This is a genomic window from Prevotella sp. P6B4 (genome assembly GCF_000619985.1).
Taxonomy (GTDB): Bacteria; Bacteroidota; Bacteroidia; order Bacteroidales; family Bacteroidaceae; genus Prevotella.
The window spans coordinates 1-25,738 of record NZ_JHVE01000022.1 but is presented as its reverse complement, the minus strand read 5'-3'; the positions used below and the strand labels follow the sequence as shown (position 1 = coordinate 25,738).

Below are 25,738 nucleotides of genomic sequence, written 5' to 3'. Positions count from 1 at the left end.
TTGATTGATTTTACTTATTTGACGTATCAACTTTCTGATGGTTTAATCCTTTGTCTCGGGTGCAGTCTCGACAGTTCCCTCAGTTACAGCCTCGTCAGCAATCTCAGCTTCCTCGATATCCTCGTCCTCAGCCTGAGAGTGCATCACCTTACATACAGAAGCGATTACATCGTTCTTCTTTGACAGGTTAATGAGACGAACGCCCTGAGTGGCACGGCCCATCACACGAACATCGGCCACCTTCAGACGGATCAATACACCACTCTTATTAATAATCATCAGATCGTTCTCATCGCTTACCACCTTGATAGCTACCAGACGGCCGGTCTTCTCGGTGATAGCGAGGGTCTTCACACCCTTGGCACCACGGGCTGTCTTACGATAGTCCTCTACCTCTGAACGCTTACCATAGCCATTCTCGCTGACAACCATGATAGTCTCAGTATTCGGATCGTTCACACAAACCATACCTACAACCTCATCGTCGCCACCATCGAGACGCATACCAATCACACCGGTAGAAACACGACCCATGGTACGTACATCGTTCTCATCGAAGCGTACGGCACGACCATTACGGTTAGCCAACAGCAACTCGTTTTGACCATTGGTCAAGCGAACACCTACAACCTCGTCGCCCTCGTTGATATTGATAGCAATCACACCGTTGGCGCGTACATTCTTATAAGCATCCAGACAGGTCTTCTTGATAATACCCTGCTTGGTTGCGAATACCACATAGTGCGACTTCAGGAACTCCTCGTCATTGAAGTTCTTGATACGCAGAACAGCATTAATAGAATCATCGGGATCGATGTTCAGCATATTCTGAACAGCACGGCCCTTCGAGTTCTTATCGCCCTCAGGTATCTCATAACACTTCTGCCAGTAGCAACGCCCCTTCTGGGTGAAGAACAGCAGTGTGTTGTGCATAGTGGCAGGATAGATATACTCGGTGAAGTCGTTGTCGCGATGACGGGCTGCCTTAGAGCCCATGCCGCCACGGCCCTGCTCGTGGAACTCTGACAGCGGAGTACGCTTGATGTAACCCATGTGAGAAATAGTAATCACAACAGGATCATCGGGATAGAAGTCCTCTGCATTGAACTCATGGTCGAATGGAATAATCTCTGTACGACGCTCGTCGCCATACTTCTCCTTCACCTCGAGCAGATCAGCCTTCATCACCTCCTTACAACGCTCGGGGTTATCAAGAATCTCCTGCAACTCAGCAATGAGCTTCTGCAAGTCGTCGAACTCCTGATGCAGCTGATCAACACGCAGACCTGTAAGCTGAGCCAGACGCATATCTACGATAGCCTTTGACTGGAGCTCGTCCAAATTGAAGCGCTGCTCCAAGTTACGCTGAGCGTCAGTAGGTGTCTTAGAGTTACGAATAATATGTACAACCTCATCGATATTGTTAACGGCAATAATCAAACCCTCGAGGATGTGTGCACGCTCCTGAGCCTTACGCAAATCGTACTTTGTGCGACGAATGGTCACATCATGACGATGCTCAACGAAGTACTTCACGCACTCCTTCAGTGAGAGCAGACGTGGACGACCCTTCACCAGAGCGATATTATTCACTGAGAATGAGCTCTGTAGAGCGGTCATCTTAAACAGTTTGTTCAGCAACACATTAGCATTGCAGTCGCGCTTACAGTCAACTACAATACGCATACCCTGACGACCTGACTCATCGTTTACATTAGCAACACCTTCAATCTTGTGCTGGTTTGCCAAATCAGCGATATAAGCCACAAGGTCAGCCTTATTGACACCGTAAGGAATTTCTGTTACAACAATCTTATCATGCGTTTCGCCGCTTTCAATCTCAGCCTTGGCACGCATCACGATACGGCCACGACCAGTCTCGTAGGCATCCTTCACGCCCTGAAGACCATAGATATAAGCACCTGTTGGGAAATCAGGACCTGGGATGAACTGCATCAGGCCATCGGTATCGATATCAGGATTGTCGATATAAGCACAGCAACCATCAATCACTTCGCCTAGATTGTGAGTAGGCATATTGGTAGCCATACCTACGGCAATACCATTACCACCGTTAACCAGCAGGTTAGGAATCTTGGTAGGCATAACAGTTGGCTCTTCAAGCGAGTCGTCGAAGTTAGGAGCCATATCTACGGTTTCCTTATCTAGGTCGTCCATGATGTGCTCACCCATCTTTGAGAGGCGGCACTCAGTGTAACGCATGGCAGCTGGCGAGTCGCCGTCAACCGATCCGAAGTTACCCTGGCCATCAACCAAGGTGTAACGCATGTTCCAATCCTGTGCCATACGAACCAAGGCACCATATACAGAAGAGTCGCCATGTGGGTGGTACTTACCAAGCACCTCACCTACTACGCGCGCACATTTCTTGTATGGCTGTGTAGATACGTTGTTAATGTTCATCATACCGTAGAGAATACGGCGGTGAACTGGCTTGAAGCCGTCGCGAACATCGGGAAGGGCACGTGCCACAATGACTGACATAGAGTAGTCGATGTAGCTCGATTTCATCTCTTCTTCGATGTTGATCTTAATAATTCTGTCGTTGTCGAATGTTTGATCCATCTTATAAATTTACAATTTTACTATTTACAATTTATCACATTTTGCGTTTAAGGCCATTTTTAAGCCCGCTGACGCGTTTTTAACCGTGCAAAGGTAATTATTTTTTTGCGACCCACCAAACCTTTTAAACTATTTTATGGGAAAATATTTCGTTTTTATGGCATGATGTTTGCAAGATTTGTTGTATCTTTGCAAAAGATATAATTAAATTAGGTATTGAATAATAGACAGAAAGATTGATATGACAACGCAATTCTCGCCAAGACTATCAGAAATATTAGCCTTCTCACGTGAGGAGGCTGCCAGACTTGCCAGTCGTTCGGTAGGTCCCGAGCACTTGCTACTGGGCATTCTCAGAAGCAAGGACGGACCAGTCATCGACTTGTTTAGCCGCCTGAATCTGGATATGCAATCGGTGAAGACTGAACTGGAGACAAGAGTCAGACAAGACGAACTGACAGAATCCATTCATGCTACCGACCTAACACTGAACGAGCAAGCCAATAATGTATTGAAGCTGGCCGTTCTTGAAGCCAGAATACAAAGAGCGGCCACCATTGAAGAGCAGCATCTGTTGTTAGCCATCCTGCACGACATGGCCAACAACGGTGCAAAGCAAGTATTAGAACAATTTCATATGACATACAATGAAACATCTGCCATGCTGTTTGCGCCCAAGAACACCAATGTAAGCAACGGCATCGGACTACCAGATGAAGAGGAGGAAGAGTTTGAAACCACTGGTAACAGCAATAAGGGCAATAATGGTCCAAACACCACTACCACCCAAAAGAGACCAAACTCAAAAACACCTGTACTCGACAGCTTTGGAACGAATCTGACCAAGGCTGCCGCAGAAGGACTGTTAGATCCCTGTGTAGGCCGTGAGCGCGAGATACAGCGTGTGATAGAAATTCTGGGCCGTAGAAAGAAGAATAACCCTATCCTGATTGGAGAGCCTGGTGTGGGTAAAAGCGCTATCGTAGAAGGCTTAGCCCAACTCATAGAAAAGCATCATACCAGCCCGATGCTGTTCGGCAAACGTATCTATACACTCGACATGACAGGCGTTGTAGCAGGCACTAAGTATCGTGGCCAGTTTGAGGAACGTCTGAAGGCACTCATGAAAGAACTCGAAGTCAATCCCGATGTCATTGTATTCATCGACGAGATACACACGATTATCGGTGCAGGCTCTACACCAGGTTCGATGGATGCAGCAAACATACTGAAACCAGCTCTGGCCCGTGGCACTATCCAGTGCATTGGTGCCACCACGCTCGACGAATATCGCGAGAGCATTGAGAAAGACGGAGCATTAGAGCGCCGTTTCCAGAAGGTTCTGGTAGAACCCACCACCAACGAGGAGACACTGCAGATTCTGCACAACATCAAGGATCGTTACGAGCAGCATCATCACGTCAGCTATACAGATGAGGCATTGGAAGCTTGTGTCAAATTGACAGACCGCTACGTCACCGACCGTTTTATGCCTGACAAGGCCATCGATGCACTCGACGAGACTGGTTCAAAAGTTCACTTAGGCAACGCACAGATTCCACCTGAGATCATCGAGAAGGAAAAAGAGCTGGAAGAGGTGAAGGATAAGAAACAAGCTGCCGTAAAGAATCAGAATTACGAGTTAGCCGCAAGCTATCGTGACCGTCAATTGGCACTGGAAAAGGAATTGAAGGAACTCAACGAGCGCTGGACCAATGGCGAAGGCGAAGAGCGACAGGTGGTGGATGCCGACCAGGTGGCCGAAGTGGTATCGATGATGACAGGTGTGCCCGCACAGCGTATGGCCGAACAGGAGGGTATCCGCCTGAAGGGTATGGCTGTAGAGCTGAAGAACAACGTGATAGCACAGGATGCTGCCATCGACAAGATGGTGAAAGCCATCCAGCGCAACCGCGTGGGACTGAAAGAGCCCAACCACCCCATCGGCGTGTTTATGTTCTTAGGTCCTACAGGTGTTGGTAAGACTTATCTGGCCAAGAAGCTGGCCGAATTTATGTTTGGCAGCAGCGATGCGCTGATACGTATCGACATGAGCGAATATACCGAGAGCTTTAACACCTCACGCCTGATTGGAGCGCCTCCGGGATATGTTGGCTATGGCGAGGGCGGACAACTGACAGAGCGTGTACGCCGTCATCCCTACTCTATTGTACTGCTCGACGAGATTGAAAAGGCACATTCAAACGTGTTCAACCTGTTGTTACAGGTACTCGACGAAGGACGTATGACAGATGGTAACGGACGATTGGTTGATTTCCGCAATACCGTCATCATTATGACCTCGAATGCAGGAACACGTCAGTTGAAAGACTTCGGTCGTGGAGTTGGTTTCGGTGTCACTAACAGTACAAGCTTGATGCTGAACGACAAGGACAAGCAGAATGCCCGTAACATTGTGCAGAAAGCGCTGTCAAAGCAGTTCTCACCCGAATTTCTGAACCGTCTCGACGAAATTATCACCTTCGACCAATTGGATCTGGATGCCATCAAGCGCATCATAGATGTAGAGCTGAAGGGACTGTATCAGCGTATAGAGCAGATAGGTTATCACATCGACCTGAGCGACGAGGTTAAGGAGTTTGTGGCATCAAAAGGATACGATGTTCAGTTTGGCGCACGCCCGCTGAAGCGAGCCATACAGAACTATCTGGAAGACGGTATCAGCGATATTATCGTAAACGGCGATATCAAACCGGGCGATACCATACATATTACATTAAAAGATAATGAGTTAGCATTCAGCTAACTCATTTCTTTTTTATATCTTGTGATGCTTTGCATCGAGGTCTCGCTTTAATCGAGGTTCTCACATTCTTTCAGCCAGAGAGCACTCGAAGCATCACTCGGCATACGCCAATCACCACGTGGTGAAAGACTTACGCTTCCTACTTTAGGGCCATCAGGCAGACATGAACGTTTGAACTGCTGATTGAAGAATCGGCGACAGAAGGTTGTCAGCCATTTCTTCACCGTCACCTCGTCGTAGAGTGCGGGCTGACCATCCCTTGGTGTACAGAACGCACGCTGAGCCAAGAGGAATATCTTCTTAGGACTGTAGCCATAACGCATGAAATAATAGATGAAGAAATCGTGCAACTCGTAAGGACCAACAAGATCCTCAGTCTTCTGTTTGATATTACCATTTTCATCAGCAGGAATCAGCTCGGGCGATATCGGTGTATCAATGATATCAAGCAATGTATCGGAAGCCATCTCGTCAGCTACATAACGAACCAAATAGCGAATCAGCGTTTTGGGAACACCGGCGTTCACACCATACATCGACATGTGGTCGCCATTATAGGTGGCCCATCCAAGGGCCAACTCCGACAAGTCGCCAGTACCTATCACAATGGCATTCTCCTTATTCGCCACATCCATCAGGATCTGTGTGCGCTCGCGAGCTTGCGAGTTCTCATAGGTGATATCATGAACATTGGCATCGTGGTTGATATCTGCAAAATGCTGGGTCACCGCCTTAGCGATACTGATCTCACGGATGGTTACACCCAATGTCTCCATCAACTTCAAGGCGTTGTTATAGGTACGGTCGGTAGTACCGAAACCTGGCATGGTGATACCGATGATACCATGACGGTCGAACCCTAACTTATCAAAAGCTTTCACCACCACCAACAGCGCCAATGTAGAATCAAGTCCGCCGCTGATACCAATCACGGCCTTCTTGCCATTAATATGGTACAAGCGTTTTACCAACCCCATCACCTGGATGTTCAGGATTTCCTCACATGACTCCTCCATCTTCTCGCTCTTAGGGATAAAAGGATACGGATCAATGTCTCGGAACAGCGTAAAGTCACACGGTGCTACGGCTTTGCAATTAATCAAACGAGCATGGGCACCACGCTGCGCATTGATAAAGGTGGTATTGGTACAGCGCTCCTCATGGAGTGCCTCGATGTCAATCTGACACATCTTAATCTGTGGCTGAAGGGAGAATCGGCTACCCTCTTCAAGCAATCTGCCATTCTCAAAGATGATGGCATTTCCACCATATACCACATCCTGTGTCGACTCACCGAACCCGCAGCTGGCATACACGTAACCACTTATCATACGAGCACTCTGCTGAGCCAGAAGCGATTTCAGATAAGCATGCTTACCTATCAGCTCATCGCTGGCAGAGAGGTTAAAGATGATATCAGCACCTGCCAGCGAAAGATTATTGCTGGGTGGTGTTGGTGCCCAGACATCTTCACAAATCTCTATACCGAATTTCACACCATCACTAGTGACAAACACCTGAGGCTCGGCAGAGATATGCACTGGGCTACCAGCAAAATAGATATCTGTAGGATTAAGATCCTGTGACGACGCAAACCAGCGCTTCTCATAGAACTCTCCATAGTTAGGCAGATATACCTTGGGAACGATACCTAACAAAGAACCACTCTGAATCACAGCAGCACAGTTATACAGCAGACCGTTGACTACCACCGGCAGACCAACAATCACAATAACATTAAGCTTGCGAGTAAAATCGAGCAGTTTTACAACACCGTCCTCCGCATGGTCCAGCAAGAGCTGTTCCTTGAAGAGATCCTGACATGAATAGCCTGTGATACAGAGTTCTGGGAGCACCATAATCTCCACACCACGTCCCTCTGCTTGTGCAATCAGACTCTCAATCTGTTGGATGTTATAATCCACATCGGCCACTTTGACCGTAGGCACAGCAGCTGCTACGTTTACAAATCCGTATTTCATATCTTTACTTTTTGTACGTCGTTCTCAATCAATGTATATACCAGTGCAGGTTGCTCAAAGAAATCATTCTCACGGAACGCATGCAACTTATAGAATTTTACCGTATCCACTCGTACCTGCGCATTGACAGGCGACTTCAACAGATAATGTTTATCACGCTTGTAAGCGATAAGTTGTACGCAGCAATGCTCCATATCATTCAGATCCTCACGTCCGAACTCCTCAATGAACTCTTTGCAGTTGGGTTCAATCTCGCCTTCGGCTCTCAACTTCCATGCACTACCTTCAGCTGTCATATAAACATAACGCAGATAGTAGTTGGAATCATTAACTAAATACGTCTCGAAACGACTTTGCGATAACTCTTTTATCTCCATCGGCACAAAAGCCAAGAAAGCGCTCAACTTGTCGCCGCCCTTTCGTTCCTCAGGTTTTGCCTTGAAAGTGATGGGTCTATCGGCAGGTTCAATCTCAGGTTCTTCTTCCTCTTCGGCAGCCTGACGGGCTTTTGCCTTCTGCTCCACCATACGAGAAGTCTCATAGTTCTCATCGCCAACCACAACCACCTCATTAATCATCATGGGCATTTGGAAGCCGTCCTCGTCTTCTACCAGTACTATATTCTTTCCTTGAAAGCCAGCCACCTTTCCGCCGCCTACCTCACTCAGGAATCTTACTTTATCTCCAATTTTCATCTCAATAAATATTCATTTTTTCGGGGGCAAAGTTAAACAAAAAAGCCCGAACTACAAAATAGTTCGGACTCTTTTTAGTAGTCAGTTGTTATTTAATCGATGCCGAAAAGCACTTTCAGTCCTCCGTCAACCCCCGAGAATCCCATAAAGGCCAAACTCAGGAGACCTGCAGAAAGCATCACGATAGCCATACCCTGCATGCCCTTTGGAATCTTCACCAATTCCAACTGCTCACGCATACCGGCGAACACGGTCAGTGCCAAGCCGAAACCAATAGCGGTTGAGAAAGCATAGACTACCGATTGCAGCAGATTGTAATCTTTCTGAATAACCAGAATAGCCACACCCAATACGGCACAGTTAGTGGTTATCAGCGGCAGGAAGATGCCTAATGCCTGATACAAAGCCGGTGACACTTTCTTCAGAACGATTTCTACCAACTGTACTAACGAAGCTATTACGAGAATAAAAGCTATCGTCTGGAGATACTGTAGTCCGAAGGCATCAAGCACATATTTCTGAACCAACCAGGTTACGATGGTGGCAAGTGTCAGCACAAAAGCAACAGCTGCCGACATACCTAACGAGGTATCAATCTTCTTGGATACGCCAAGGAACGGGCAAATGCCGAGGAATTGTGACAACACGATGTTGTTCACGAATATGGCGCTAATGAAAATCAGTATATATTCCATAACTTAAGCGTTTCTAAGTTTGTTAACGATTGCAATCAGGAAACCTAAGGTGATGAAAGCACCTGGAGGCAATACGAAAAGCAGGATATTAAATGTCTCAGGCAACAATGTAAATCCGAAGACAGAGCCAGCTCCAAGCAGTTCACGACAGATACCTAACAGTGTCAAACCCAAGGTAAAACCAAGACCTATACCGATACCATCAAACAGAGAGGCAACGGGCGAGTTCTTGGCGGCAAAAGCTTCGGCTCGGCCAAGAATCACACAGTTCACTACGATCAGCGGAATAAACAATCCCAATGATTTATCCACCTCAGGCAGATACGCCTTAATCACCATCTGGAGGATTGTTACGAAAGCTGCAATCACCACGATAAAGACAGGAATACGCACCTTATCGGGAGTGACAGACTTCAGACAGCTAATGACAAAATTCGTGCAGATAAGTACCGCCATCGTAGCAAGTCCCATCGACATACCATTCATGGCCGAAGTGGTTGTAGCCAATGTAGGACACATACCCAGCATCAAGACGAACGTAGGATTCTCCTTGATGATACCATTCTTAATAATCTGTATTGCGTTCATACCTTAATCCTCCTTTACTTTTTGAGTTGCACCAGTCTCAGCATCAGCAGCTGGTGTAGCCTTGTAAGCGTTATAAGCATTATTGACAGCCAACAGGAAAGCACGACTGGTAATGGTCGATGCTGTGATTGCGTCAACCTGTCCACCATCCTTCGACACCGTGAGAGGCTGAGCTGGCGATTTACCGATGATATCACCTTTCTCACCCTTCTGGAACCATTTATCGGCTTTTGCGCCCAAGCCAGGAGTCTCAGCATGTTCCAACAGCGTATAACCCAGGATCTGGCCTTCGGTATTAAAACCTACCAGAACCTTCAGATCGCCGCCGAAACCGCCAGTTGTCGACTCTACAGCCGCACCAAGATCCTTGTTCTGGGCATCCTGAATCTGGTAGATGATGTAAGTCATCTCCTTACCCTTAGCATCGTTCTGCTTGACAGTATCTGTATTGGCAACCTTCAGATTGTCAACACACATCACGGTTTTAATACCATCAGCCAAAGCCCTTGCTTTCTGGTCATTGATAGGACCTTCTGTCAGGTGGTTCACAAAAGCCAGGATACCCCCCATGATAACTGCTACCGACGTCAGTACCAGCACCATATTCAGTAATGATGATTCTAACTTTTTCATTTTGCTACCTCCCCGAATCGTTTTGGTTTCACGTAATTATTAATGAGCGGTGTGAACGCATTCATAATCAGAATAACGAACGACATACCCTCAGGATATGCGCCCCAGTTACGGATCACAACCGTCAGGAATCCAATGGCAATACCATAGATGAGTTGTCCCTTGGCTGTCATCGGGCTCGTCACATAATCGGTTGCCATGAAGATGGCACCCAGCATCAAACCACCAGAAAGAATCACCGAGACAGGATCAGCATAAGCAGGATTGGCGAGATGCAGCAAACCAGCAAATACGAATACCGTAGCAATGATCGAAACAGGTATATGCCAAGTAATAATCTTCTTCCACAACATATATGCCAGACCGAGCAAAAGAGCCAGCGCACAAATCTCACCCATTGCACCCGCACCATCAGGATGATTACCCAGGAAGAGGTCGAGCGATGAAGGCAACTTATCGAGTATAGATGCATCGCCGCTCTTGATGGCCTCTTTCATGATAGAAAGTGGTGTTGCGCCCGTCTCAGCATCGAGATAGCTACTCAGTTGACCAACCTTTGGCCAAGTGGTCATCTGGGCTGGAAATGCTACCAGCAACGCTGCACGACCAACGAGTGCGGGGTTAAACAGATTATTGCCTAAGCCGCCAAATGTCATCTTAGCCACACCGATGGCGAAAAGCGCACCGATGATGATGATCCATGCAGGCAGGTTTGAAGGCAAGTTGAAAGCGAGCAACAAACCTGTGATGATGGCAGAACCATCGAGCACCGTATTGCGCTGCTGCTTTAGGATATACTTGCTGATAGCCCACTCAAAGAACAAGCAGGCAGCCACGCTGGTTGCTGTTACAACAACCGAACCCAGTCCGAAGAAATAGAACGATACGAGCAGGGCGGGCATCAGTGCAATGATGACGCCGTACATGTTGCGCTCTACGGTATCGGTGCCGTGGGCATGTGGCGATAATGAAACTATTAACTTACTCATATTGAGAATTTACAATTTAACAATTTTCCATTTACCATTTATTTCTCAATTCTATTTCTTAGCAGCGCGTGAACGGATGATTCCCATCACAGTGCTCTTACCCAAACGGATATTGTCGAGCAGCGGACGATGCGCAGGACAGGTGAATTGGCAAGATCCACACTCAATACAGCTCACGATATCTTCGCTCTCAGCACGCTCCCAATTCTTCACCTCCGACAGTTTAGCCAACAAATAGGGTTCCAATCCCATCGGACAAACACCTACGCACTTGGCACAACGGATACAGGGCTGCGGCTCCTTACGGCGAGCTTCATCATCGCTGATGATAGTTACCGAGTTGGTTCCCTTACAGATTGGCACCTCTACCGAAGTCAGTGCCTTACCCATCATCGGTCCACCAGCCAGCAGTTTATTATCGCCTTCGGGCATACCACCACAAGCCTCAATCAGATCCTTCATGGGTGTACCCATACGCACCAGGAAATTGCCTGGATTCTCAAGCTTCTTACCCGTAACGGTGGTATAGCGTTCAAAAAGCGGTTTGTTCTTCATCACAGCCTCGTACACAGCGAAAGCCGTACCTACATTCTGCACGATGGCACCCACATTAACAGGGATAGCAGGAGGTGCAGGCACCTGACGCTGGATCACCGCATCTACCAACTGCTTCTCACCACCCTGTGGATAGCGCTGCTTCAGGGGCACCACTTCTACATTGTACTTTGAACTTGGGACATTGAACTTTTCATCGCATTTAGCAGTGAGCAATTCGATAGCAGCAGGTTTGTTGGTTTCGATACCAATATAGCCTTTAGTCACCTTCGCTGCCATCATCAGGAGTTCGAGACCAACCAGAATCTCATCGGCGTGCTCCATCATCAAACGGTAGTCGGCGGTGATATAAGGTTCACACTCAACAGCGTTAATGATCACGCACTCAGCCTTGGCTGTAGGTGGTGGTGTTAACTTGATAAAGGTGGGGAAACAAGCACCACCCATACCAACAACGCCAGCATTTTTGATACGTTCTACAATCACCTCTGGTGTCAGGTCGGGGTGTGCCTCAACCATCTCCAGTTTGTCCGAACGATCGATGCTCTCCTCCCACTCGTCACCTTCCACATTAATGATGATCACGGGCTTACGATAGCCTGTGGCATCGATGGCTGTATCAATCTTGAATACCGTTCCACTGACCGACGAGAAGATAGGAGCCGAAACGAAACCACCGGCTTCGGCAATCATGGTACCTACTTTCACCTTGTCGCCTTTCTGTACCACAGGTTTGGCTGGAGCACCAATATGCTGTCCCAATGGAAAAATGGCCTGCTTAGGCAGCTCAGCTACCTTTGTAGGGACCTCGTGGGTCAGTTTATTCTCTTCTGGGTGAATACCACCTATACTAAATGTTCTGATCTTCATGCTTTTGCCTCCTCTTCTTTTTTAGGTTCTTTGGGCTTTGGCGCAGGTGCTGGTGTGGGGAAGTTAACATCCACAATAGCATGCTTAGGACATACGGTAACACACTTACGGCACAAACGGCACTTTTCGAAATCGATGTAGGCCAGATTGTTCTCCACGGTGATGGCACCGAAGTTACATTCCTTCTCGCACTTACCACAACCGATACAGCTCACGGCACAAGCCTTCATGGCAACAGGACCCTTGTCCTTGTTCACACACGATACGAAGACTCTCCTACCCTTCGGCCCTTTCTTACGTAGTTCGATAATGTTTCTTGGACATGCCTTGACGCATGCGCCGCACGAGGTACACTTGTCGTCATCAACCTCGGGGATTCCTGTCTCAGGATTCATACGAATGGCGTCGAACTGACAAGCAGCCACACAATCACCGCATCCTAAGCAACCGAATCCGCAAGCAGTCTCACCAGCGCCACAGGCATGCATGGCAGCACAAGTGCGCAGGCCAGCATACTCAGCAACCTTTGGACGATGTTCACAGGTACCGTTACATCTTACTACGGCTACCATCGGTTCTGAATTAGCAATTGCCATTCCTAACAAGTCAGCCACCTTTCCCATCGTCTCGGCGCCGCCTACAGGACACATCAGTCCGTCAAGGCTTCCGGCATCTGCACCTTTCACGAGTGCATCGGCCATACCGCTACATCCTGGAAATCCGCATCCACCGCAATTGGCACCAGGCAGCAATTCGCCCACCTGCGCAATACGTGGATCTTCATAGACAGCGAACTTCTTGGAGGCTGCAAAAAGCACAATAGCCGCTATCAGTCCGATAGCTCCAAGTACAATTACTGCAATCAAGATGAAATTCATACTCTATTTGTTTTAGTTACTAATTTTATGATTCTAATTGGAATGATATCTGTTTCTGTATCCGATCTTTCAGTACCCATAGCGCCAGATAATAAGGTATCAGTGCCGCGATGGCCGCCAGCGCCGACAACCCCTCGTCGCCCAATAGTTTCAGAGCAATCATCAGCACACTTATTAATAATAAGAAAGGTACGCCGAAGCCTAATAGCAAAGCGCGGTTAGCCACATCCTTCGATGCCCACACTGTCACCTCCTGACCTACGGTATAACCAGCGGTGTTATGACAGAACACATCTACGATCTTCACTTTCGACTCGGCAGCATTGCAATGCGATGCCACCTTACAGGCTGCGCACGCAGAAGTCTGGACGATCTGCACCTTAATGCAACCATCGCTTATGCTTTTAATAATTCCCGAATGTGATATCGTATTACTCATCGATTTGCTATGTAGACATTACATTTTGCAAAGGTACGACAATCTACTGAATAAAACAAGCGAAAACGTGGTTTTTTTATAAAAATATTCGTAATCGTTTGCAATTACAAAAGTTTTTTTATACTTTTGCCACAGATTAATAATAAAAGAAGATGAAGACAACCGAACTGACATTCCAGCAGATTGAACGTGCTATCCGCAAGATAGCCGACAAATTTCCTCCTTCCGAAGAGGCTTCCGTCATGACTGATATCCACATGCGCGTTACTCAGGAGACGGGTGAATTAATGGCTTTCGACGACAACGATGAGGAAATCAACCGATGCATTATTGAAGATTGGATCGGCGATACTTCAGATAACTTCTTCGACGAGATTCCCTCGGTGATTCGTAAGAGTTTGGACAAGATGAAGGATACCATTGAGAACATGTCTATCCTCAAGCCTTTCTCATTTGTACTGGAAGACGACGATAAGGAGTCGGTGGCAGAACTCTATCTGGTTGACGACGAAACGGTCATCATTGATCCCGACTTGATGGAAGGTCTGGAAGAAGATCTTGATGCCTTCCTCAAGAAATTGCTGGAAGACTAATACAACTCCTCACTTTTCTGCAATAAGAAGTTACGCGTTGCATCCAACGTGTACACTTCCTCTGTACGTGTTCTGGCCTTCTCCTTCGAGTAGTCCATCAGATGGATTTCATAATCGCTGGTGATGGTGAAATACTGTAGTATCTCCTCATCACCATCGAGATCCTGTTCCTCGTCCTCATTGATAGCATACAGACACAGTTTGTCTACCGGCATATAATCGTCATCGAGCGAATAGAGCCACAACGAATAGCGGTCTTCGTCCTCATCAGCAGCCAGCAACATCAAGCGGGCACCAATAGATTCGGACAAAGAGATGGCTTTCTGTTTGTCATGTCCTTCCAATTCAAGCGCTTTGGCAATATCCTGCGGCACCGGTTTGAAGTTGGGAAGATACCTCACAAACTCCTCGGTATAGGCGATAGGAAGCGGCAACAATTCCAAACTGTCGTAGAACATCTTGAGCGGATTGTCCGAATGCTTTAAGTTGATACCTTGAGCCTCTAAACGTTCCCTGATTTCCAGCTGTTTGATGCTGTCCAACTTATGCTGCATCTCTTCGGGCGACAGACTTCTGCCTCCACAAGCACACAACAATAATAATCCTAATAAACCTCCTATCAATCCTTTCATAACGCCTTCGCTATAGTTTTATTTTCTTCGTTGCCGGCTTACTTTCGTTCTGGATGCGGTTCAATGCAGTAACCACATAGGTCCACTTCTCCTTGCCCTCATTGTATGGCAGTTTGTAGAAGAACTTATCGGTGATAGTAACAATCTTCGAAGGATCGTTCAGATTCACCTTCTCGCCTTTGGCAAAACGATACACTACATATTTCTCTGCATTGCTTTCCCAATGCTTACTGCTTGGCGACATCCAGAACAGGATATAACCGTCCTCAGTCCATAAAGGCGACAGTTTCTTCACCTTCTTTGGTGCCTTATTGCTGATGAACGGCATTTCGGGCTGGAGGGCAGGATGCTTCCAGTACACTTCGCGGAGCGATGTGCCATAGTTGCCCACATTATCTACAGCCGCTTTAGCATACCACAGAACAGTACCCTTTACGGCAGGATTCTGGCGATGCAGATTCATCTTGGCACCCAACTGATGCTGGTTGGGATTCTGAGGATCGGCATATTTCACCGTGCGTTCCACATCCTCGCCAATTACCAACGGACGAACAGCAGCGTGCTGACTCCACCATTTAATAAGGGTTGCATAATCAGCGGCCTTATTTCCTATCTCCCAGTACAACTGAGGAACACAGTAATCCAGCCATCCGTTATTCACCCATAACAGGATATCAGCATACAAATCGTCGTAGTTCTGAGTACCATTGGTATTACTACCCACTGGCGAACTCTTCTTGTTACGATAGATGCCAAAAGGCGAGATGCCCACCTTCACCCAAGGCTTCACCTCATGGATGGCCTTGTAGAACTGCTCGATAAACAGGTTCACATTATAGCGGCGCCAATCATTCTGGTCCTTGATGCCGTTAGAGTGATCATGGAACAGCTCATCATCAGGTATGCTCAAACCCTTTACCGGATAAGGATAGAAATAGTCGTCCATATGGATACCGTCCACATCGTAACGCGCCACGATATCCTTGGCCACCTCACAGATATAATCGCGATTCTCTTCGATTCCAGGATTCAGGATAAACAGCTCATCGTATGCGAAACAGTTTGCAGGCTTACGAATCGCGATGTGGTTCTTTGCCAACACATTGGTACCCTTGGTCTTGGCTCTGAAGGGATTAATCCAAGCATGCAGTTCCATGTCGCGCTTATGACACTCCTCAATCATCCACTGCAAAGGGTCCCAATAAGGGCTGGGCGCCTTGCCCTGAACACCTGTCAGGAATCGGCTCCATGGCTCTATCTTACTCTCGTAGAGGGCATCGCACTCTGGGCGTACCTGGAAGATAATCACATTCACACCATCCTTCTTCAGCTCGTCGAGCTGATAGGTTAATGTCTGCTGCATCTTGGCGGTTCCCATATTCTGGAACTGTCCGTTCACGCACTGTATCCATGCACCGCGCATCTCTCTCTTCTGCGCATTTCCTGCCACTGCCATCAGCAGAGCTATGGCCATCAAAACTAATTTATTCTTCATATCTGGGTTTATTCTTTCTTGCTTCTTCGAGTGACACAATCTGCGCTTGTTCCTGATGATATTCCTCACGCAGGTTATCATATTTCTTATCCAGTTCGTGCTCCACGGTCTGCTTATCGGCCAACAGCTTGGCAGCCATCAGCGCATTCTGCGAAGCATCCTTCATCCATACCACGGGACCACCGTAAACGGGAGCTATCTTCAGCGCTACATGCAGTTCGCTGGTAGTGGCGCCTCCAATCATGATGGGAATATCGAGTCCTGCTTTCTTCAGCTCCTCAGCCACGTTCACCATCTCCTCTAAACTGGGAGTGATGAGTCCGCTCAATCCGATGATATCCACATGTTCCTCCTGAGCTTTCTTCACTATCTGGTCGGCGGGCACCATGACACCCATATCCACCACCTCGTAGCCGTTACAGGCCATCACCACACTGACAATATTCTTTCCGATGTCGTGAACATCACCCTTCACGGTTGCCAACAGCACTTTACCTGCCGAGGTCGTACTCTCGGTTTTCTCGGCTTCTATGAAGGGTTGCAGGATATCTACTGCCTGCTTCATGGTACGGGCGGTTTTCACCACCTGAGGCAGGAACATCTTACCTTCACCGAACAGCTTTCCCACCTTGTTCATACCCGCCATCAGCGGACCTTCGATAATCTCTACCGCATGTTCAAACTTAGCCAATGCTTCCTTCAGATCCTCTTCGAGAAACGTACCGTCGCCCTTCACTAAAGCTTGGGCCAGACGGTCCTCTACCGACGTCTGAAGGCGATCCTCGAAAGGGTGTTTCTCCGCACTTGCTCCCCCAGCCTCTTTCTTGGCCAGCTCCTCCTCCATGATTTTGCCAGCCAACTCGATGAGGCGCTCAGAGGCACCCTTCTTACGATTCAGCACAACGTCTTCAATAACCTCAAGCTGGTCTTGAGGAATATCAGCGTAAATTACTTTCGTAGAAGGGTTTACGATACCAAAATCCATACCATACTGAATGGCATGATAAAGGAATACGGCATGCATTGCCTCACGGATATAGTTGTTACCACGGAACGAGAAACTCAGGTTACTCACACCGCCGCTAACGTGCGCGCCTTTCAGGTTTTCATGAATCCAACCCGTTGCACGGATAAAATCGGCGGCATAGGCATCATGTTCTTCCATACCCGTAGCAATGGCCAGGATATTCGGGTCGAAGATAATGTCGAGCGGGTTCATGCCTACCTGTTCGGTAAGAATACGGAAGGCGCGCTCAGCAATCTCAATACGTCGCTCATACGTGGTAGCCTGTCCTTCTTCATCGAAACACATCACTACCACCGCAGCGCCATAGCGCATCACATCCTGTGCGTGCTCAATAAACTTCTGTTCACCCTCTTTCAGTGAAATCGAGTTCACAATGCTCTTGCCCTGCACACATTTAAGTCCAGCCTTGATGACCTCCCAGTTCGACGAGTCGATCATTACAGGCACCTTGGCAATATCCGGTTCGGCGGCAATCATGTTGAGAAAGGTGGTCATTTCCTGTTGGGCATCCAACAGACCATCGTCCATATTGATATCAATCACCAGCGCTCCGTCGCTCACCTGCTTACGGGCTATCGACAGAGCTTCGCTGTAATTCTTTTCCTTGATAAGTCGCAGGAATTTGCGTGAGCCCGCCACATTACAACGCTCACCCACATTTACAAAATGTACCTCTTCGGTGACGTTCTGCAGTTCCAATCCCGACAACCACATCGTGCTCGGCATAGAGGCTGGCACATGGGGCTTCTTGCCTACCACCAATGGCTGGTACAAGCGGATAAATTCATCAGTGGTACCACAACAACCACCGATGATGTTGACGATACCCTCGTCCACCAGTTCACCCATCTTAGGCGCCATACTCTCGGCAGTCTCGTCATAGAGTCCGAGCGCATTAGGCAATCCGGCATTAGGATAGCAACTGATATAGTATGGGGCTTTCTGGGCCAGTTCGCGGATAAAGGGTTTCATCTGCGTAGCACCAAAAGAGCAGTTCAATCCGATAGAGAATATGGGATACGTGCTGACGCTGGCCAGGAAGGCATCGAGTGTCTGTCCTGAGAGTGTTCTGCCCGCCAGATCGCTCACAGTTACCGAGATCATAATGGGCAGCTGTAATTGCCTTTTCTCCATCACCCGCATAGCGGCATCGATGGCACACTTGGCATTCAGTGTATCGAAGATGGTCTCTATCAACAAGGTGTCAACCCCGCCCTCAATCAGTCCGTCAACCTGTTCCATATAGGCATCCAACAGTTCGTCGTATGTAATGTCGCGGAGCGCAGGATTGCTGACGTCAGGCGACATCGACAGGGTTTTATTGGTCGGTCCTATCGAACCAGCCACGAATCTTGGTTTTTCCTCTGTAGTAAATTTGTCGGCTTCGATGCGCGCCAACTGAGCACCCTTGCAAGCCATTTCCCAAGCACGCTCCTCTAACTGGTAGTCAGCTTGCGAAATACGTTGGCTGCTGAACGTATTGGTCGTAATGATATCAGCGCCGGCTTCGAGGTATTTACGATGAATTTCCGACACCACTTCGGGGCGCAAAAGGTTAAGTTCATCGCTGTTACCTACCTTACCGATCACAGCACCAATCATCGTTCCCATGGCTCCATCGAGTATGAGAACTCTCTCGTTTATGATCTCGTTTAGTTTACTCATGTCTTACTGTTCAATCACTTCCAAACTTTCATTGCACGGTCCATCTCACGGCGATCCTCCTTCTCTTTCAGCGTCTGTCGCTTGTCGAACTCCTTCTTACCCTTACACAGCGCCACATCCACCTTGGCACGACCTTTCTCGTCGATAAACACCAGGATGGGCACAATGGTGTAACCCGTCTGTTTGGTGGCACTCTCTAAGGCACGGATCTCTTTCTTGTTCAACAGCAGTTTGCGGTCGCGCTTCATCTCGTGGTTGTTGTACGAACCGTAGAAGTAAGGGCTTACATTCATGCCCTTCACCCAGAGTTCGCCGTTGATCACCACGCAATAGGTGTCAACCAAACTCGCCTTTCCCAGTCGGATACTCTTGATCTCCGTACCCGTCAGCACGATACCAGCTGTATAGGTATCGATGAAGAAGTACTCGAACGAGGCCTTCTTGTTGCGAATCTGCACCGGACTCTTTTTCCTTATCTGTTCCTCAGTCTTATTCATATCACTTAATAGTTGCGAAGTTCTCGAGATGATCATCGACATAATGTGCGATGTCGCTCACCCACTCCTCCTCGTTCTCAATAAAGATGTCGTCGAGGTTCTCGAATTCCGGATACTGCTCAAACATGGCCATGAAGTCCTCGTCGCTCTTCTCTGTTTCTATCTCCTCACGATATTTCAGCCACAGCGTGTGGGCATCGTAGATCAGCTTCGATGGCGCACGCATATTCCACTGGCGTAAGGCTTTAGCCAGCGGATTCTTGAAGATAAATGGTCCGTAGCCGTTGTAGATGAGCTGTACGAAACCACCATCCATCACCTCTTCGTGCAGGATACTCCAAGCCAATAGCGTCAGCTGGTCGGCATTGAGCTGCTGCATACTCTCGGCTGTCAGTTCACCGCCAATGGCGTCGTAGATAGCCTTTACAAACACATCCAGGAATTCATCCATTCCCTCCATGGCTGCCTTCTGCAGCTCTTCATCCTTTACAATTACCTCGACCATCTTTTTTTGACTATTTGATAATTTATACGATTGTTACGCCTCGTTATTCTCGAGTTCATAGACACCAGTAGGCGTTTTGCGCTTAAGCACTTCGAGTTCCAAGTCCTTACCAGGAATCACGCCATGACTACGCAGGATGGTCTCCACCGTCTTACGGGCCAATTCGGGGTGATTATTCTCTTCGCTCAGATGGCATAGCCACACATGCTTAAGTGCTTCGGTCATATTCTCCACTAAGGCTTCGCCGCACTCCATGTTCGACAGGTGTCCGTTGCCGCTTCTGATGCGCTGCTTCAGATAATCGGGATAAGGCCCCGTCTTCAGCATCTCTACATCGTGGTTAGCCTCAATGACCAGATAGTTGGCACGACGGATGCTGGCGCAGATATCCTCTGTGATACGCCCCACGTCGGTAATTACCACAAACACAATACCCTCAACCTCAATCTCGTAGCCCACATTCTCAGAGGCATCATGAGGCACCGCAAAAGGTTTCACTTTGAAGTCGCCAAGGGTGATACTCTCACCTGGTACTATTTCTTTCTTATGGTCAGCCGATACTTTGCGGGTAATGCAATAATTCTTATCTATTCCCTCGTGCACTTTGTGCGTAGCATAGACAGGCAGATTCATGTCATGACTCAGGGCTCCTACTGATTTGATATGATCAGCATGATCGTGTGTTATCAGGATGCGCTTCACAGAATTCAACTGAATACCGTATTCCTTACAGTATTTCTTCAGTGTGCGTATTCCGATGCCTATATCTATTATCAGCCCGTCTGTCGCAGTGCCCAGATAATAGCAATTACCGCTGCTACCGCTTCCAAACGATATAAATTTCAACATGTCGTATAATAATTTTCGTGCAAAGGTACTAAAATAATATGAAACGGCACCCGCTTTTCACATTATTTATTAATTTTAGAATGGCATACCTACTGCGAAGTGAAAAGCCAAATCGCGCGACAGACGTGGGTGCAACAACGGGTAGTGATCGTCTGATTCTATCTCGAAAGCGGGGTTCACCGCCTTCATGCCCAAATCGAAGCGCAGGATAAAATAGTCAAAATTTAATCTTACGCCCATACCATAGCTAACCGCCAGATCGCTCAACAATCGACTAAAGGTAAAACGTCCGCCTTCCTGACCATTATAATCTCTGAAAGTCCATATATTACCAGCATCCACAAAGAGTGCGCCATTAAATTTCCAGAATAGCTTGGTTCTGTATTCCGCATTCAAGTCGAGCTTCATATCGCCCGTCTGTGTAATAAAGTTTATACGCCCGTCTTTATCCTTATAGCGACCTGGTCCCAAGCTTCTCACAGTCCATCCTCTGACGCTGTTGGCACCACCCGAGAAGTAACGTTTCTCGAAAGGCAGCACGGTCGAGTTGCCATACGGATAAGCCAGCCCCACACCGATATGGAACACCAACTGGTCGTTAGTACCTCGCATCAGCTCCTGGGTATAATCAAAGTCGCCCTTCACATACTGGGCATAGGCAATATTAAAGAGCGTGTATTGTCCCGTCTCGCTGTTCTTCGAGGCGTTCAGCAGTTTCGAACTGATATTCAGCAGATTACCAGCCGTTTCCACATTCGCCTTCAGGGCCACGTGACCGTTATTATACGCATAGCCGAAGCCCATACGCATGATAAAGAGGTCCTCGTAGTTATAGCGAAGGATAGCGTTATAGTTCGTCTCATTGTCTAAATACTCCTTCTTGAAGGTCTCGCTGATCCAGGGCATGAACACATAGTTCAGGTTCACCAGATCAAAGCGGTAGCTGTCGTGATGATTCTGCGGTTTCCACTGGTACGACCAACCAGCAGTGAGCACACGACGGTGGAACTCAGGACGGTCTTGCGTGTCGTAAATCAGCGACAGATCGCTCGTGGCAAGTGTTCTGCGACGGAAACTGCGACTCAGGAAAGGCATGATGAATCGTGGGAACGAGAGTCGCGTCTCAACACTATACTCCGTAAAGTTCCGATGACTATACCCCTCCAGACCCTTGATGGCCTCGTAGGCACCACGCAGCTGCAGACTGAAAGTCTCGGAGCCACGAAACAGGTTACGGTTCTGATACGTCAGCGATGCAGCCGCACCGAAATCACCAGCCGTATTCGTACCCTCAGGTTGAAAACTGATGGTCGATGGCTTGTTGGTCTGTATCTGAATCTTGGCATTGAGCAGTGTTGTATCGGGCTGCTGTTCAAAAGCAATATTGGTGTACTTCACCGCTCCCAAACGTCCGAAGTGGTTATACGTGTTCTGCAGTTTCTCTGCCGAATAAGGACCACCCGCCTCTAAAAAGGTATTCTCGCTGAGCACCTTCGGACGCAGATGCAGCCGCTGCTCCTCGCCGGAACTCTCATACGCGATATCATCGATAAGATAAACTTTGTGCTGCTGTTGCAGACGTAACTTCAGGTTCACGCCGTGCTGCTGTTCATCTTTCTGAGCCGCATAGGTAATATACTCCTTATGAAAACGGAAATAACCGTTATTCTGCAGATGCTGCGTCATCTGGTTGCGTTCGGCCGACAAGGTCTCCACACTGAACTGCATACCGGGGTGCAAGAGCGAACGACGGTGCTTCATCAAACGTGCAACCGTCGTATCCTCGATTTCATATTCCAGTTCACGCACGAAATACGGCTGTCCCGGATGCAACACATAGACGGCATCCAGCTTATGTTTCTTCTGGTCAGTGTACAGTTCAACCTGGGCATCCAGATAGCCTTTGTTCTGTAAAGCCTGCTGCAGGTCCTTACAGGTCATCTGAGCCTGCACCGAGTCGTAGATCACCGGCGCCTCGCCCATCTGGCGCAGCGTACGGTTCACCCATGAACTATCCTTACCAGCCAGCGCATAGACACCTAAGGGCAGTTTCACGGCCGAAAACCAGCGCGAGTTACCCTTCTGGCGTACATAGCCCTTCAGTTGACTGGTACTGATATCGCGATATTTTCCATCGGCCACCACCTTGACGTCATCCAACAGATAACTGCCTTCCGGAAGGTCGCGCGTCACCGTGCAACTGCACACCAATAGTGCCGCTGCCGACAAACATATATATGGTAAATACCTATATTTATCTCTTTTTCGACTCATTTTCGCTGCAAAATTAATAAAAACTCTCAATTCTTAATTCTAAATTCTCAATTAATTCGTATCTTTGCACAGAATTTTCGCATTTTTATAGTATATGATCAGCAAAAATCAGATAAAATACGTGCATCAGCTCGAGCTCAAGAAGTTTCGCAAGCAAGAGGGTCTTTTCATAGCCGAAGGACATAAGGTGGTTGGCGATTTGTTGGAAGCCGGTTTCACCCCTCGTCAGTTATTCGCTACTTCCGACTGGCTTGCCACCAATCAGATGGCAGGCGCCATTGAGGTCACCCCCGACGAGCTCACACGTCTCTCACTCCTGCAGCACCCGCAACAAGTGCTCGCCCTCTTCCCTATCCCTGAGACATCAGCCATCAGCCCAGACAGCTCTGCCCTCAGCCTTCTCCTCGACAATGTTCAGGACCCAGGCAATCTGGGCACCATCATCCGCATAGCCGACTGGTTCGGCATCTCCACCATCTACTGTAGCGAAGGTACTGTCGATGCCTGGAACCCAAAGGTTATCCAAGCCACAATGGGTTCTATCGCCCGCGTACAGATTGTATATACCGACCCCATCCAACTATTCGACAGTCTGCCCACCGACTTCCCCATCTACGGCACTTTCCTCGATGGCGAGAATATCTACACCCAGTCACTTTCGCAGCATGGCATCATCGTCATGGGCAATGAGGGTAACGGCATCAGCGAAACCGTTCGTGCCCGCGTCACCCACAAACTGTTGATCCCCGACTTTCACCAAGGCGACACGGCCGACAGTCTCAACGTAGGCGTAGCCACCGCCATCACCTGCAGTGAGTTCCGCCGCCGCAGTCTATAGAAGTCATCCAAAAAGTGATTAATCATACGTCGTTTTTCTCTAAGTACTTTTCACGTGCAAAGTAGTTAGCGCGCAATAATTCTTTAGGTACTTTGCAAAAATTTCATAAAAGACCACTATCCATTGTTAAAACATGGTGTTGATACTAAAACTTTTACTATCTTTGCCATGGTTATTTAAATAACTAAAAGCCATTGATATGAAACCCTATTATCCCTTCGGTGCTCCATACGCAGACACCTCAGCCGCCACAAATCCCGACTTCCAACCCTACAAATACAACGGCAAGGAACTCGATAAGATGCACGGCCTGAATACCTACGATTATGGCGCAAGACAATATGATCCCATTCTCGCAAGATGGGATAGGGAGGATCCGCTAGCAGAAGACTATAGAGGTATCAGTCCGTATGTGTATTGTGGAAATAGTTGGTCCCAAACAAGTACAGAACAGGCAGTTCTAATTCTACATTCATGTGCAACGTCTGAGTTTGCTCAGAAAATTTCCGGGGCTCAGGAGTTTCAGAATGTAATTATTATAGCTCCTACAGAAAATGTTCATACATCATCAAATGGTGATGAAAGGATTGCTACTACAATTAATGAAAAAACAGGTGAAGAGGTTGAAGGTCATTGGGAAGTATATCTTAATGGGAAGCCACTTGTGGACGAATCTGGAAATCCTATAACTTACCCCTCGGATAGTCAAGTTGGAACAAAAGGTTTTGAATATGGATTTTAAACTTATAAAGCTTGTAGGCAAACTACTTGTTTGCATATGTATTTTTCTGTCATGCAGAGGTATCCAGAAATCGTCTATAGATGATTTTCAGATTGTATGGGCGACTGATTATTCCGAAAATGGACTGGATTTTTTGCTGAATAAGGATACTACATATATATATCCTGATAGTACGTTTCTCCTAAAAAAAGGTATGTCATTTTACTCTCTCTCTGATCAGGAATATAGCTTAGCTAAAGATATTCTTAGGAATTACTTTAACTACTATCTTTACGATAGAGATGGTTGTGTTAATGAGGAGCCTTTTCGGCTAAGAAAGTATTTCCGCCAATATGTTGGCTATAAGAAAAATGATTCGATATATGTTTATGTAAATCTATATACGCATTTCCCAATAATTCGAGAACCAGAATGCATGTGTACAATCAGTCCAAGTCAAAATGTACTTGTATACAAAGAAGAAGGGGGTAGGAATTACGGAACTGCAATTATTGATATAGCCAACAAGATGGTAATATATTTCAAAGTGAATTCTACGGATTCGAACTATAAAGCAGGAGGTTACTCAGAGAAGGAATTAAAAATTCTATTTCCTCATATGGAAAGTGAATAATCAAGTAATCACACGAAGATAGACATAATAAGTTATATATGAAACTGAAATTATTACTACCATTATTGCTATCTGGAGCGATGCCGGTCTATGGTCAGGTGAATCTGTCTGGCATGATGCCAGAATCGACCGACAGCCTGCAGAAATGCAAGATCCGCTACTTCTCGCCCGGCAGAGGCGGGATGAACAGAGTATGGGACTTTTCAAAGAAACTGGGCTCCAAGGAGTCTTCGCAGGTGATGTTTATAAAAGACAGCACAGGCATGGTGTCGGTCATTGAAACCGGTAATATCACCTACGACTGGAACAACAATCCGAAGCAGATATACTT

22 protein-coding genes and 1 pseudogene are annotated in these 25,738 nt (G+C 47.5%); 6 read left to right on the top strand and 17 right to left on the bottom strand.

Annotated features, from left to right (window positions below):
• Window positions 1–42: 42 nt before the first annotated feature.
• On the bottom strand, window positions 43–2,586 hold the full coding sequence (gene gyrA, locus T491_RS16600) for a DNA gyrase subunit A (RefSeq protein WP_051523161.1): 2,544 nt from the start codon (window positions 2,584–2,586) through the stop codon (window positions 43–45).
• A 241-nt stretch (window positions 2,587–2,827) separates the two neighbouring features.
• Between gyrA and T491_RS0112925 the strand changes: the two genes are divergently transcribed.
• A complete protein-coding gene (locus T491_RS0112925) occupies window positions 2,828–5,353 on the top strand; it encodes an ATP-dependent Clp protease ATP-binding subunit (protein WP_028904261.1) in 2,526 nt (841 codons plus the stop codon).
• 47 nt (window positions 5,354–5,400) lie between these two features.
• Here the strand turns inward: T491_RS0112925 and T491_RS0112920 are convergent, their stop codons facing one another.
• The 9 genes from T491_RS0112920 to T491_RS0112880 all read right to left on the bottom strand — a co-directional run bounded on the left by T491_RS0112920 (window position 5,401) and on the right by T491_RS0112880 (window position 13,677).
• Complete coding sequence (locus tag T491_RS0112920) at window positions 5,401–7,335, bottom strand: NAD(+) synthase (RefSeq protein ID WP_028904260.1); 1,935 nt, start codon at window positions 7,333–7,335, stop codon at window positions 5,401–5,403.
• Entirely contained in the window at window positions 7,332–8,030 is a 699-nt protein-coding gene (locus T491_RS16595; RefSeq protein ID WP_051523160.1) for a DUF2027 domain-containing protein, read from the bottom strand. Before T491_RS16595 ends, T491_RS0112920 begins: the two co-directional genes overlap by 4 nt.
• Before the next feature lie 92 nt (window positions 8,031–8,122).
• Window positions 8,123–8,725 (bottom strand): electron transport complex subunit RsxA, encoded by a 603-nt coding sequence (rsxA, locus tag T491_RS0112910; RefSeq protein WP_028904259.1) that lies wholly within the window; start codon window positions 8,723–8,725, stop codon window positions 8,123–8,125.
• Window positions 8,726–8,728: 3 nt separating this feature from the next.
• On the bottom strand, window positions 8,729–9,313 hold the full coding sequence (locus tag T491_RS0112905; protein ID WP_028904258.1) for an RnfABCDGE type electron transport complex subunit E: 585 nt from the start codon (window positions 9,311–9,313) through the stop codon (window positions 8,729–8,731).
• A gap of 3 nt (window positions 9,314–9,316) precedes the next feature.
• Window positions 9,317–9,946: an RnfABCDGE type electron transport complex subunit G gene (locus tag T491_RS0112900; protein WP_028904257.1), complete on the bottom strand. Its 630-nt coding sequence runs from the start codon at window positions 9,944–9,946 to the stop codon at window positions 9,317–9,319.
• The gene (locus T491_RS0112895) at window positions 9,943–10,935 is read right to left on the bottom strand and encodes an RnfABCDGE type electron transport complex subunit D (RefSeq protein ID WP_028904256.1); all 993 of its coding nucleotides are present in this window, start codon (window positions 10,933–10,935) and stop codon (window positions 9,943–9,945) included. The genes T491_RS0112900 and T491_RS0112895 overlap by 4 nt, the downstream gene beginning before the upstream one ends.
• A gap of 51 nt (window positions 10,936–10,986) precedes the next feature.
• On the bottom strand, window positions 10,987–12,360 hold the full coding sequence (gene rsxC / locus T491_RS0112890) for an electron transport complex subunit RsxC (RefSeq protein ID WP_036916113.1): 1,374 nt from the start codon (window positions 12,358–12,360) through the stop codon (window positions 10,987–10,989).
• Window positions 12,357–13,238 (bottom strand): Fe-S cluster domain-containing protein, encoded by an 882-nt coding sequence (locus T491_RS16590; protein ID WP_036916111.1) that lies wholly within the window; start codon window positions 13,236–13,238, stop codon window positions 12,357–12,359. Before T491_RS16590 ends, rsxC begins: the two co-directional genes overlap by 4 nt.
• A gap of 25 nt (window positions 13,239–13,263) precedes the next feature.
• On the bottom strand, window positions 13,264–13,677 hold the full coding sequence (locus T491_RS0112880) for a SoxR reducing system RseC family protein (RefSeq protein ID WP_028904254.1): 414 nt from the start codon (window positions 13,675–13,677) through the stop codon (window positions 13,264–13,266).
• A 152-nt stretch (window positions 13,678–13,829) separates the two neighbouring features.
• Here T491_RS0112880 and T491_RS0112875 point away from each other — a divergent pair, with 152 nt between their 5' ends.
• Window positions 13,830–14,270 carry a hypothetical protein gene (locus T491_RS0112875; protein ID WP_028904253.1) on the top strand — a complete coding sequence of 147 codons (441 nt, stop codon included), beginning with the start codon at window positions 13,830–13,832 and terminating at the stop codon, window positions 14,268–14,270.
• Here the strand turns inward: T491_RS0112875 and T491_RS0112870 are convergent.
• The 7 genes from T491_RS0112870 to T491_RS0112840 form a co-directional block, all read right to left on the bottom strand.
• Window positions 14,267–14,902 carry a hypothetical protein gene (locus T491_RS0112870; RefSeq protein ID WP_155950138.1) on the bottom strand — a complete coding sequence of 212 codons (636 nt, stop codon included), beginning with the start codon at window positions 14,900–14,902 and terminating at the stop codon, window positions 14,267–14,269. The two genes, T491_RS0112875 and T491_RS0112870, sit on opposite strands and share 4 nt — an antisense overlap.
• A 10-nt stretch (window positions 14,903–14,912) precedes the next feature.
• Window positions 14,913–16,397 carry a family 10 glycosylhydrolase gene (locus tag T491_RS0112865; protein ID WP_028904251.1) on the bottom strand — a complete coding sequence of 495 codons (1,485 nt, stop codon included), beginning with the start codon at window positions 16,395–16,397 and terminating at the stop codon, window positions 14,913–14,915.
• Window positions 16,387–19,089, bottom strand: coding sequence for a methionine synthase (gene metH / locus T491_RS16585; protein ID WP_051523159.1), 2,703 nt, complete (start codon window positions 19,087–19,089; stop codon window positions 16,387–16,389). Before metH ends, T491_RS0112865 begins: the two co-directional genes overlap by 11 nt.
• A 14-nt stretch (window positions 19,090–19,103) precedes the next feature.
• On the bottom strand, window positions 19,104–19,586 hold the full coding sequence (smpB, locus tag T491_RS0112855; RefSeq protein ID WP_028904250.1) for an SsrA-binding protein SmpB: 483 nt from the start codon (window positions 19,584–19,586) through the stop codon (window positions 19,104–19,106).
• Window position 19,587: 1 nt separating this feature from the next.
• Window positions 19,588–20,091, bottom strand: a complete 504-nt coding sequence (locus tag T491_RS0112850; RefSeq protein WP_028904249.1) for a DMP19 family protein — start codon at window positions 20,089–20,091, stop codon at window positions 19,588–19,590.
• A 33-nt stretch (window positions 20,092–20,124) separates the two neighbouring features.
• Window positions 20,125–20,940, bottom strand: a complete 816-nt coding sequence (locus T491_RS0112845) for an MBL fold metallo-hydrolase (protein ID WP_028904248.1) — start codon at window positions 20,938–20,940, stop codon at window positions 20,125–20,127.
• A 75-nt stretch (window positions 20,941–21,015) separates the two neighbouring features.
• The gene (locus T491_RS0112840; protein ID WP_036916110.1) at window positions 21,016–23,214 is read right to left on the bottom strand and encodes a BamA/TamA family outer membrane protein; all 2,199 of its coding nucleotides are present in this window, start codon (window positions 23,212–23,214) and stop codon (window positions 21,016–21,018) included.
• A gap of 94 nt (window positions 23,215–23,308) precedes the next feature.
• Here T491_RS0112840 and T491_RS0112835 point away from each other — a divergent pair, with 94 nt between their 5' ends.
• The 4 genes and pseudogenes from T491_RS0112835 to T491_RS16580 form a co-directional block, all read left to right on the top strand.
• The gene (locus T491_RS0112835; protein WP_028904246.1) at window positions 23,309–24,052 is read left to right on the top strand and encodes an RNA methyltransferase; all 744 of its coding nucleotides are present in this window, start codon (window positions 23,309–23,311) and stop codon (window positions 24,050–24,052) included.
• Window positions 24,053–24,251: 199 nt separating this feature from the next.
• Window positions 24,252–24,794, top strand: a complete 543-nt coding sequence (locus T491_RS0112830) for an RHS repeat-associated core domain-containing protein (RefSeq protein ID WP_028904245.1) — start codon at window positions 24,252–24,254, stop codon at window positions 24,792–24,794.
• Window positions 24,784–25,407: a hypothetical protein gene (locus T491_RS0112825; protein WP_028904244.1), complete on the top strand. Its 624-nt coding sequence runs from the start codon at window positions 24,784–24,786 to the stop codon at window positions 25,405–25,407. The genes T491_RS0112830 and T491_RS0112825 overlap by 11 nt, the downstream gene beginning before the upstream one ends.
• Window positions 25,408–25,445: 38 nt before the next feature.
• Window positions 25,446–25,738 (top strand): annotated as a pseudogene (locus tag T491_RS16580) (hypothetical protein); the annotation flags it as partial.

Bases quoted from the DNA above. Each gene is read 5' to 3' on its own strand.
- rsxA (WP_028904259.1), bottom strand. From the start codon at position 8,725: ATGGAATATATACTGATTTTCATTAGCGCCATATTCGTGAACAACATC.
- T491_RS16595 (WP_051523160.1), bottom strand. From the start codon at position 8,030: ATGAAAATTGGAGATAAAGTAAGATTCCTGAGTGAGGTAGGCGGCGGA.
- T491_RS16590 (WP_036916111.1), bottom strand. From the start codon at position 13,238: ATGAATTTCATCTTGATTGCAGTAATTGTACTTGGAGCTATCGGACTG.
- T491_RS0112845 (WP_028904248.1), bottom strand. From the start codon at position 20,940: ATGTTGAAATTTATATCGTTTGGAAGCGGTAGCAGCGGTAATTGCTAT.
- T491_RS0112880 (WP_028904254.1), bottom strand. From the start codon at position 13,677: ATGAGTAATACGATATCACATTCGGGAATTATTAAAAGCATAAGCGAT.
- metH (WP_051523159.1), bottom strand. From the start codon at position 19,089: ATGAGTAAACTAAACGAGATCATAAACGAGAGAGTTCTCATACTCGAT.
- T491_RS0112870 (WP_155950138.1), bottom strand. From the start codon at position 14,902: ATGAAAGGATTGATAGGAGGTTTATTAGGATTATTATTGTTGTGTGCT.
- T491_RS0112840 (WP_036916110.1), bottom strand. From the start codon at position 23,214: ATGAGTCGAAAAAGAGATAAATATAGGTATTTACCATATATATGTTTG.
- T491_RS0112850 (WP_028904249.1), bottom strand. From the start codon at position 20,091: ATGGTCGAGGTAATTGTAAAGGATGAAGAGCTGCAGAAGGCAGCCATG.
- T491_RS0112920 (WP_028904260.1), bottom strand. From the start codon at position 7,335: ATGAAATACGGATTTGTAAACGTAGCAGCTGCTGTGCCTACGGTCAAA.
- T491_RS0112825 (WP_028904244.1), top strand. From the start codon at position 24,784: ATGGATTTTAAACTTATAAAGCTTGTAGGCAAACTACTTGTTTGCATA.
- rsxC (WP_036916113.1), bottom strand. From the start codon at position 12,360: ATGAAGATCAGAACATTTAGTATAGGTGGTATTCACCCAGAAGAGAAT.
- T491_RS0112865 (WP_028904251.1), bottom strand. From the start codon at position 16,397: ATGAAGAATAAATTAGTTTTGATGGCCATAGCTCTGCTGATGGCAGTG.
- smpB (WP_028904250.1), bottom strand. From the start codon at position 19,586: ATGAATAAGACTGAGGAACAGATAAGGAAAAAGAGTCCGGTGCAGATT.
- gyrA (WP_051523161.1), bottom strand. From the start codon at position 2,586: ATGGATCAAACATTCGACAACGACAGAATTATTAAGATCAACATCGAA.
- T491_RS0112925 (WP_028904261.1), top strand. From the start codon at position 2,828: ATGACAACGCAATTCTCGCCAAGACTATCAGAAATATTAGCCTTCTCA.
- T491_RS0112895 (WP_028904256.1), bottom strand. From the start codon at position 10,935: ATGAGTAAGTTAATAGTTTCATTATCGCCACATGCCCACGGCACCGAT.
- T491_RS0112900 (WP_028904257.1), bottom strand. From the start codon at position 9,946: ATGAAAAAGTTAGAATCATCATTACTGAATATGGTGCTGGTACTGACG.
- T491_RS0112905 (WP_028904258.1), bottom strand. From the start codon at position 9,313: ATGAACGCAATACAGATTATTAAGAATGGTATCATCAAGGAGAATCCT.
- T491_RS0112835 (WP_028904246.1), top strand. From the start codon at position 23,309: ATGATCAGCAAAAATCAGATAAAATACGTGCATCAGCTCGAGCTCAAG.
- T491_RS0112875 (WP_028904253.1), top strand. From the start codon at position 13,830: ATGAAGACAACCGAACTGACATTCCAGCAGATTGAACGTGCTATCCGC.
- T491_RS0112830 (WP_028904245.1), top strand. From the start codon at position 24,252: ATGAAACCCTATTATCCCTTCGGTGCTCCATACGCAGACACCTCAGCC.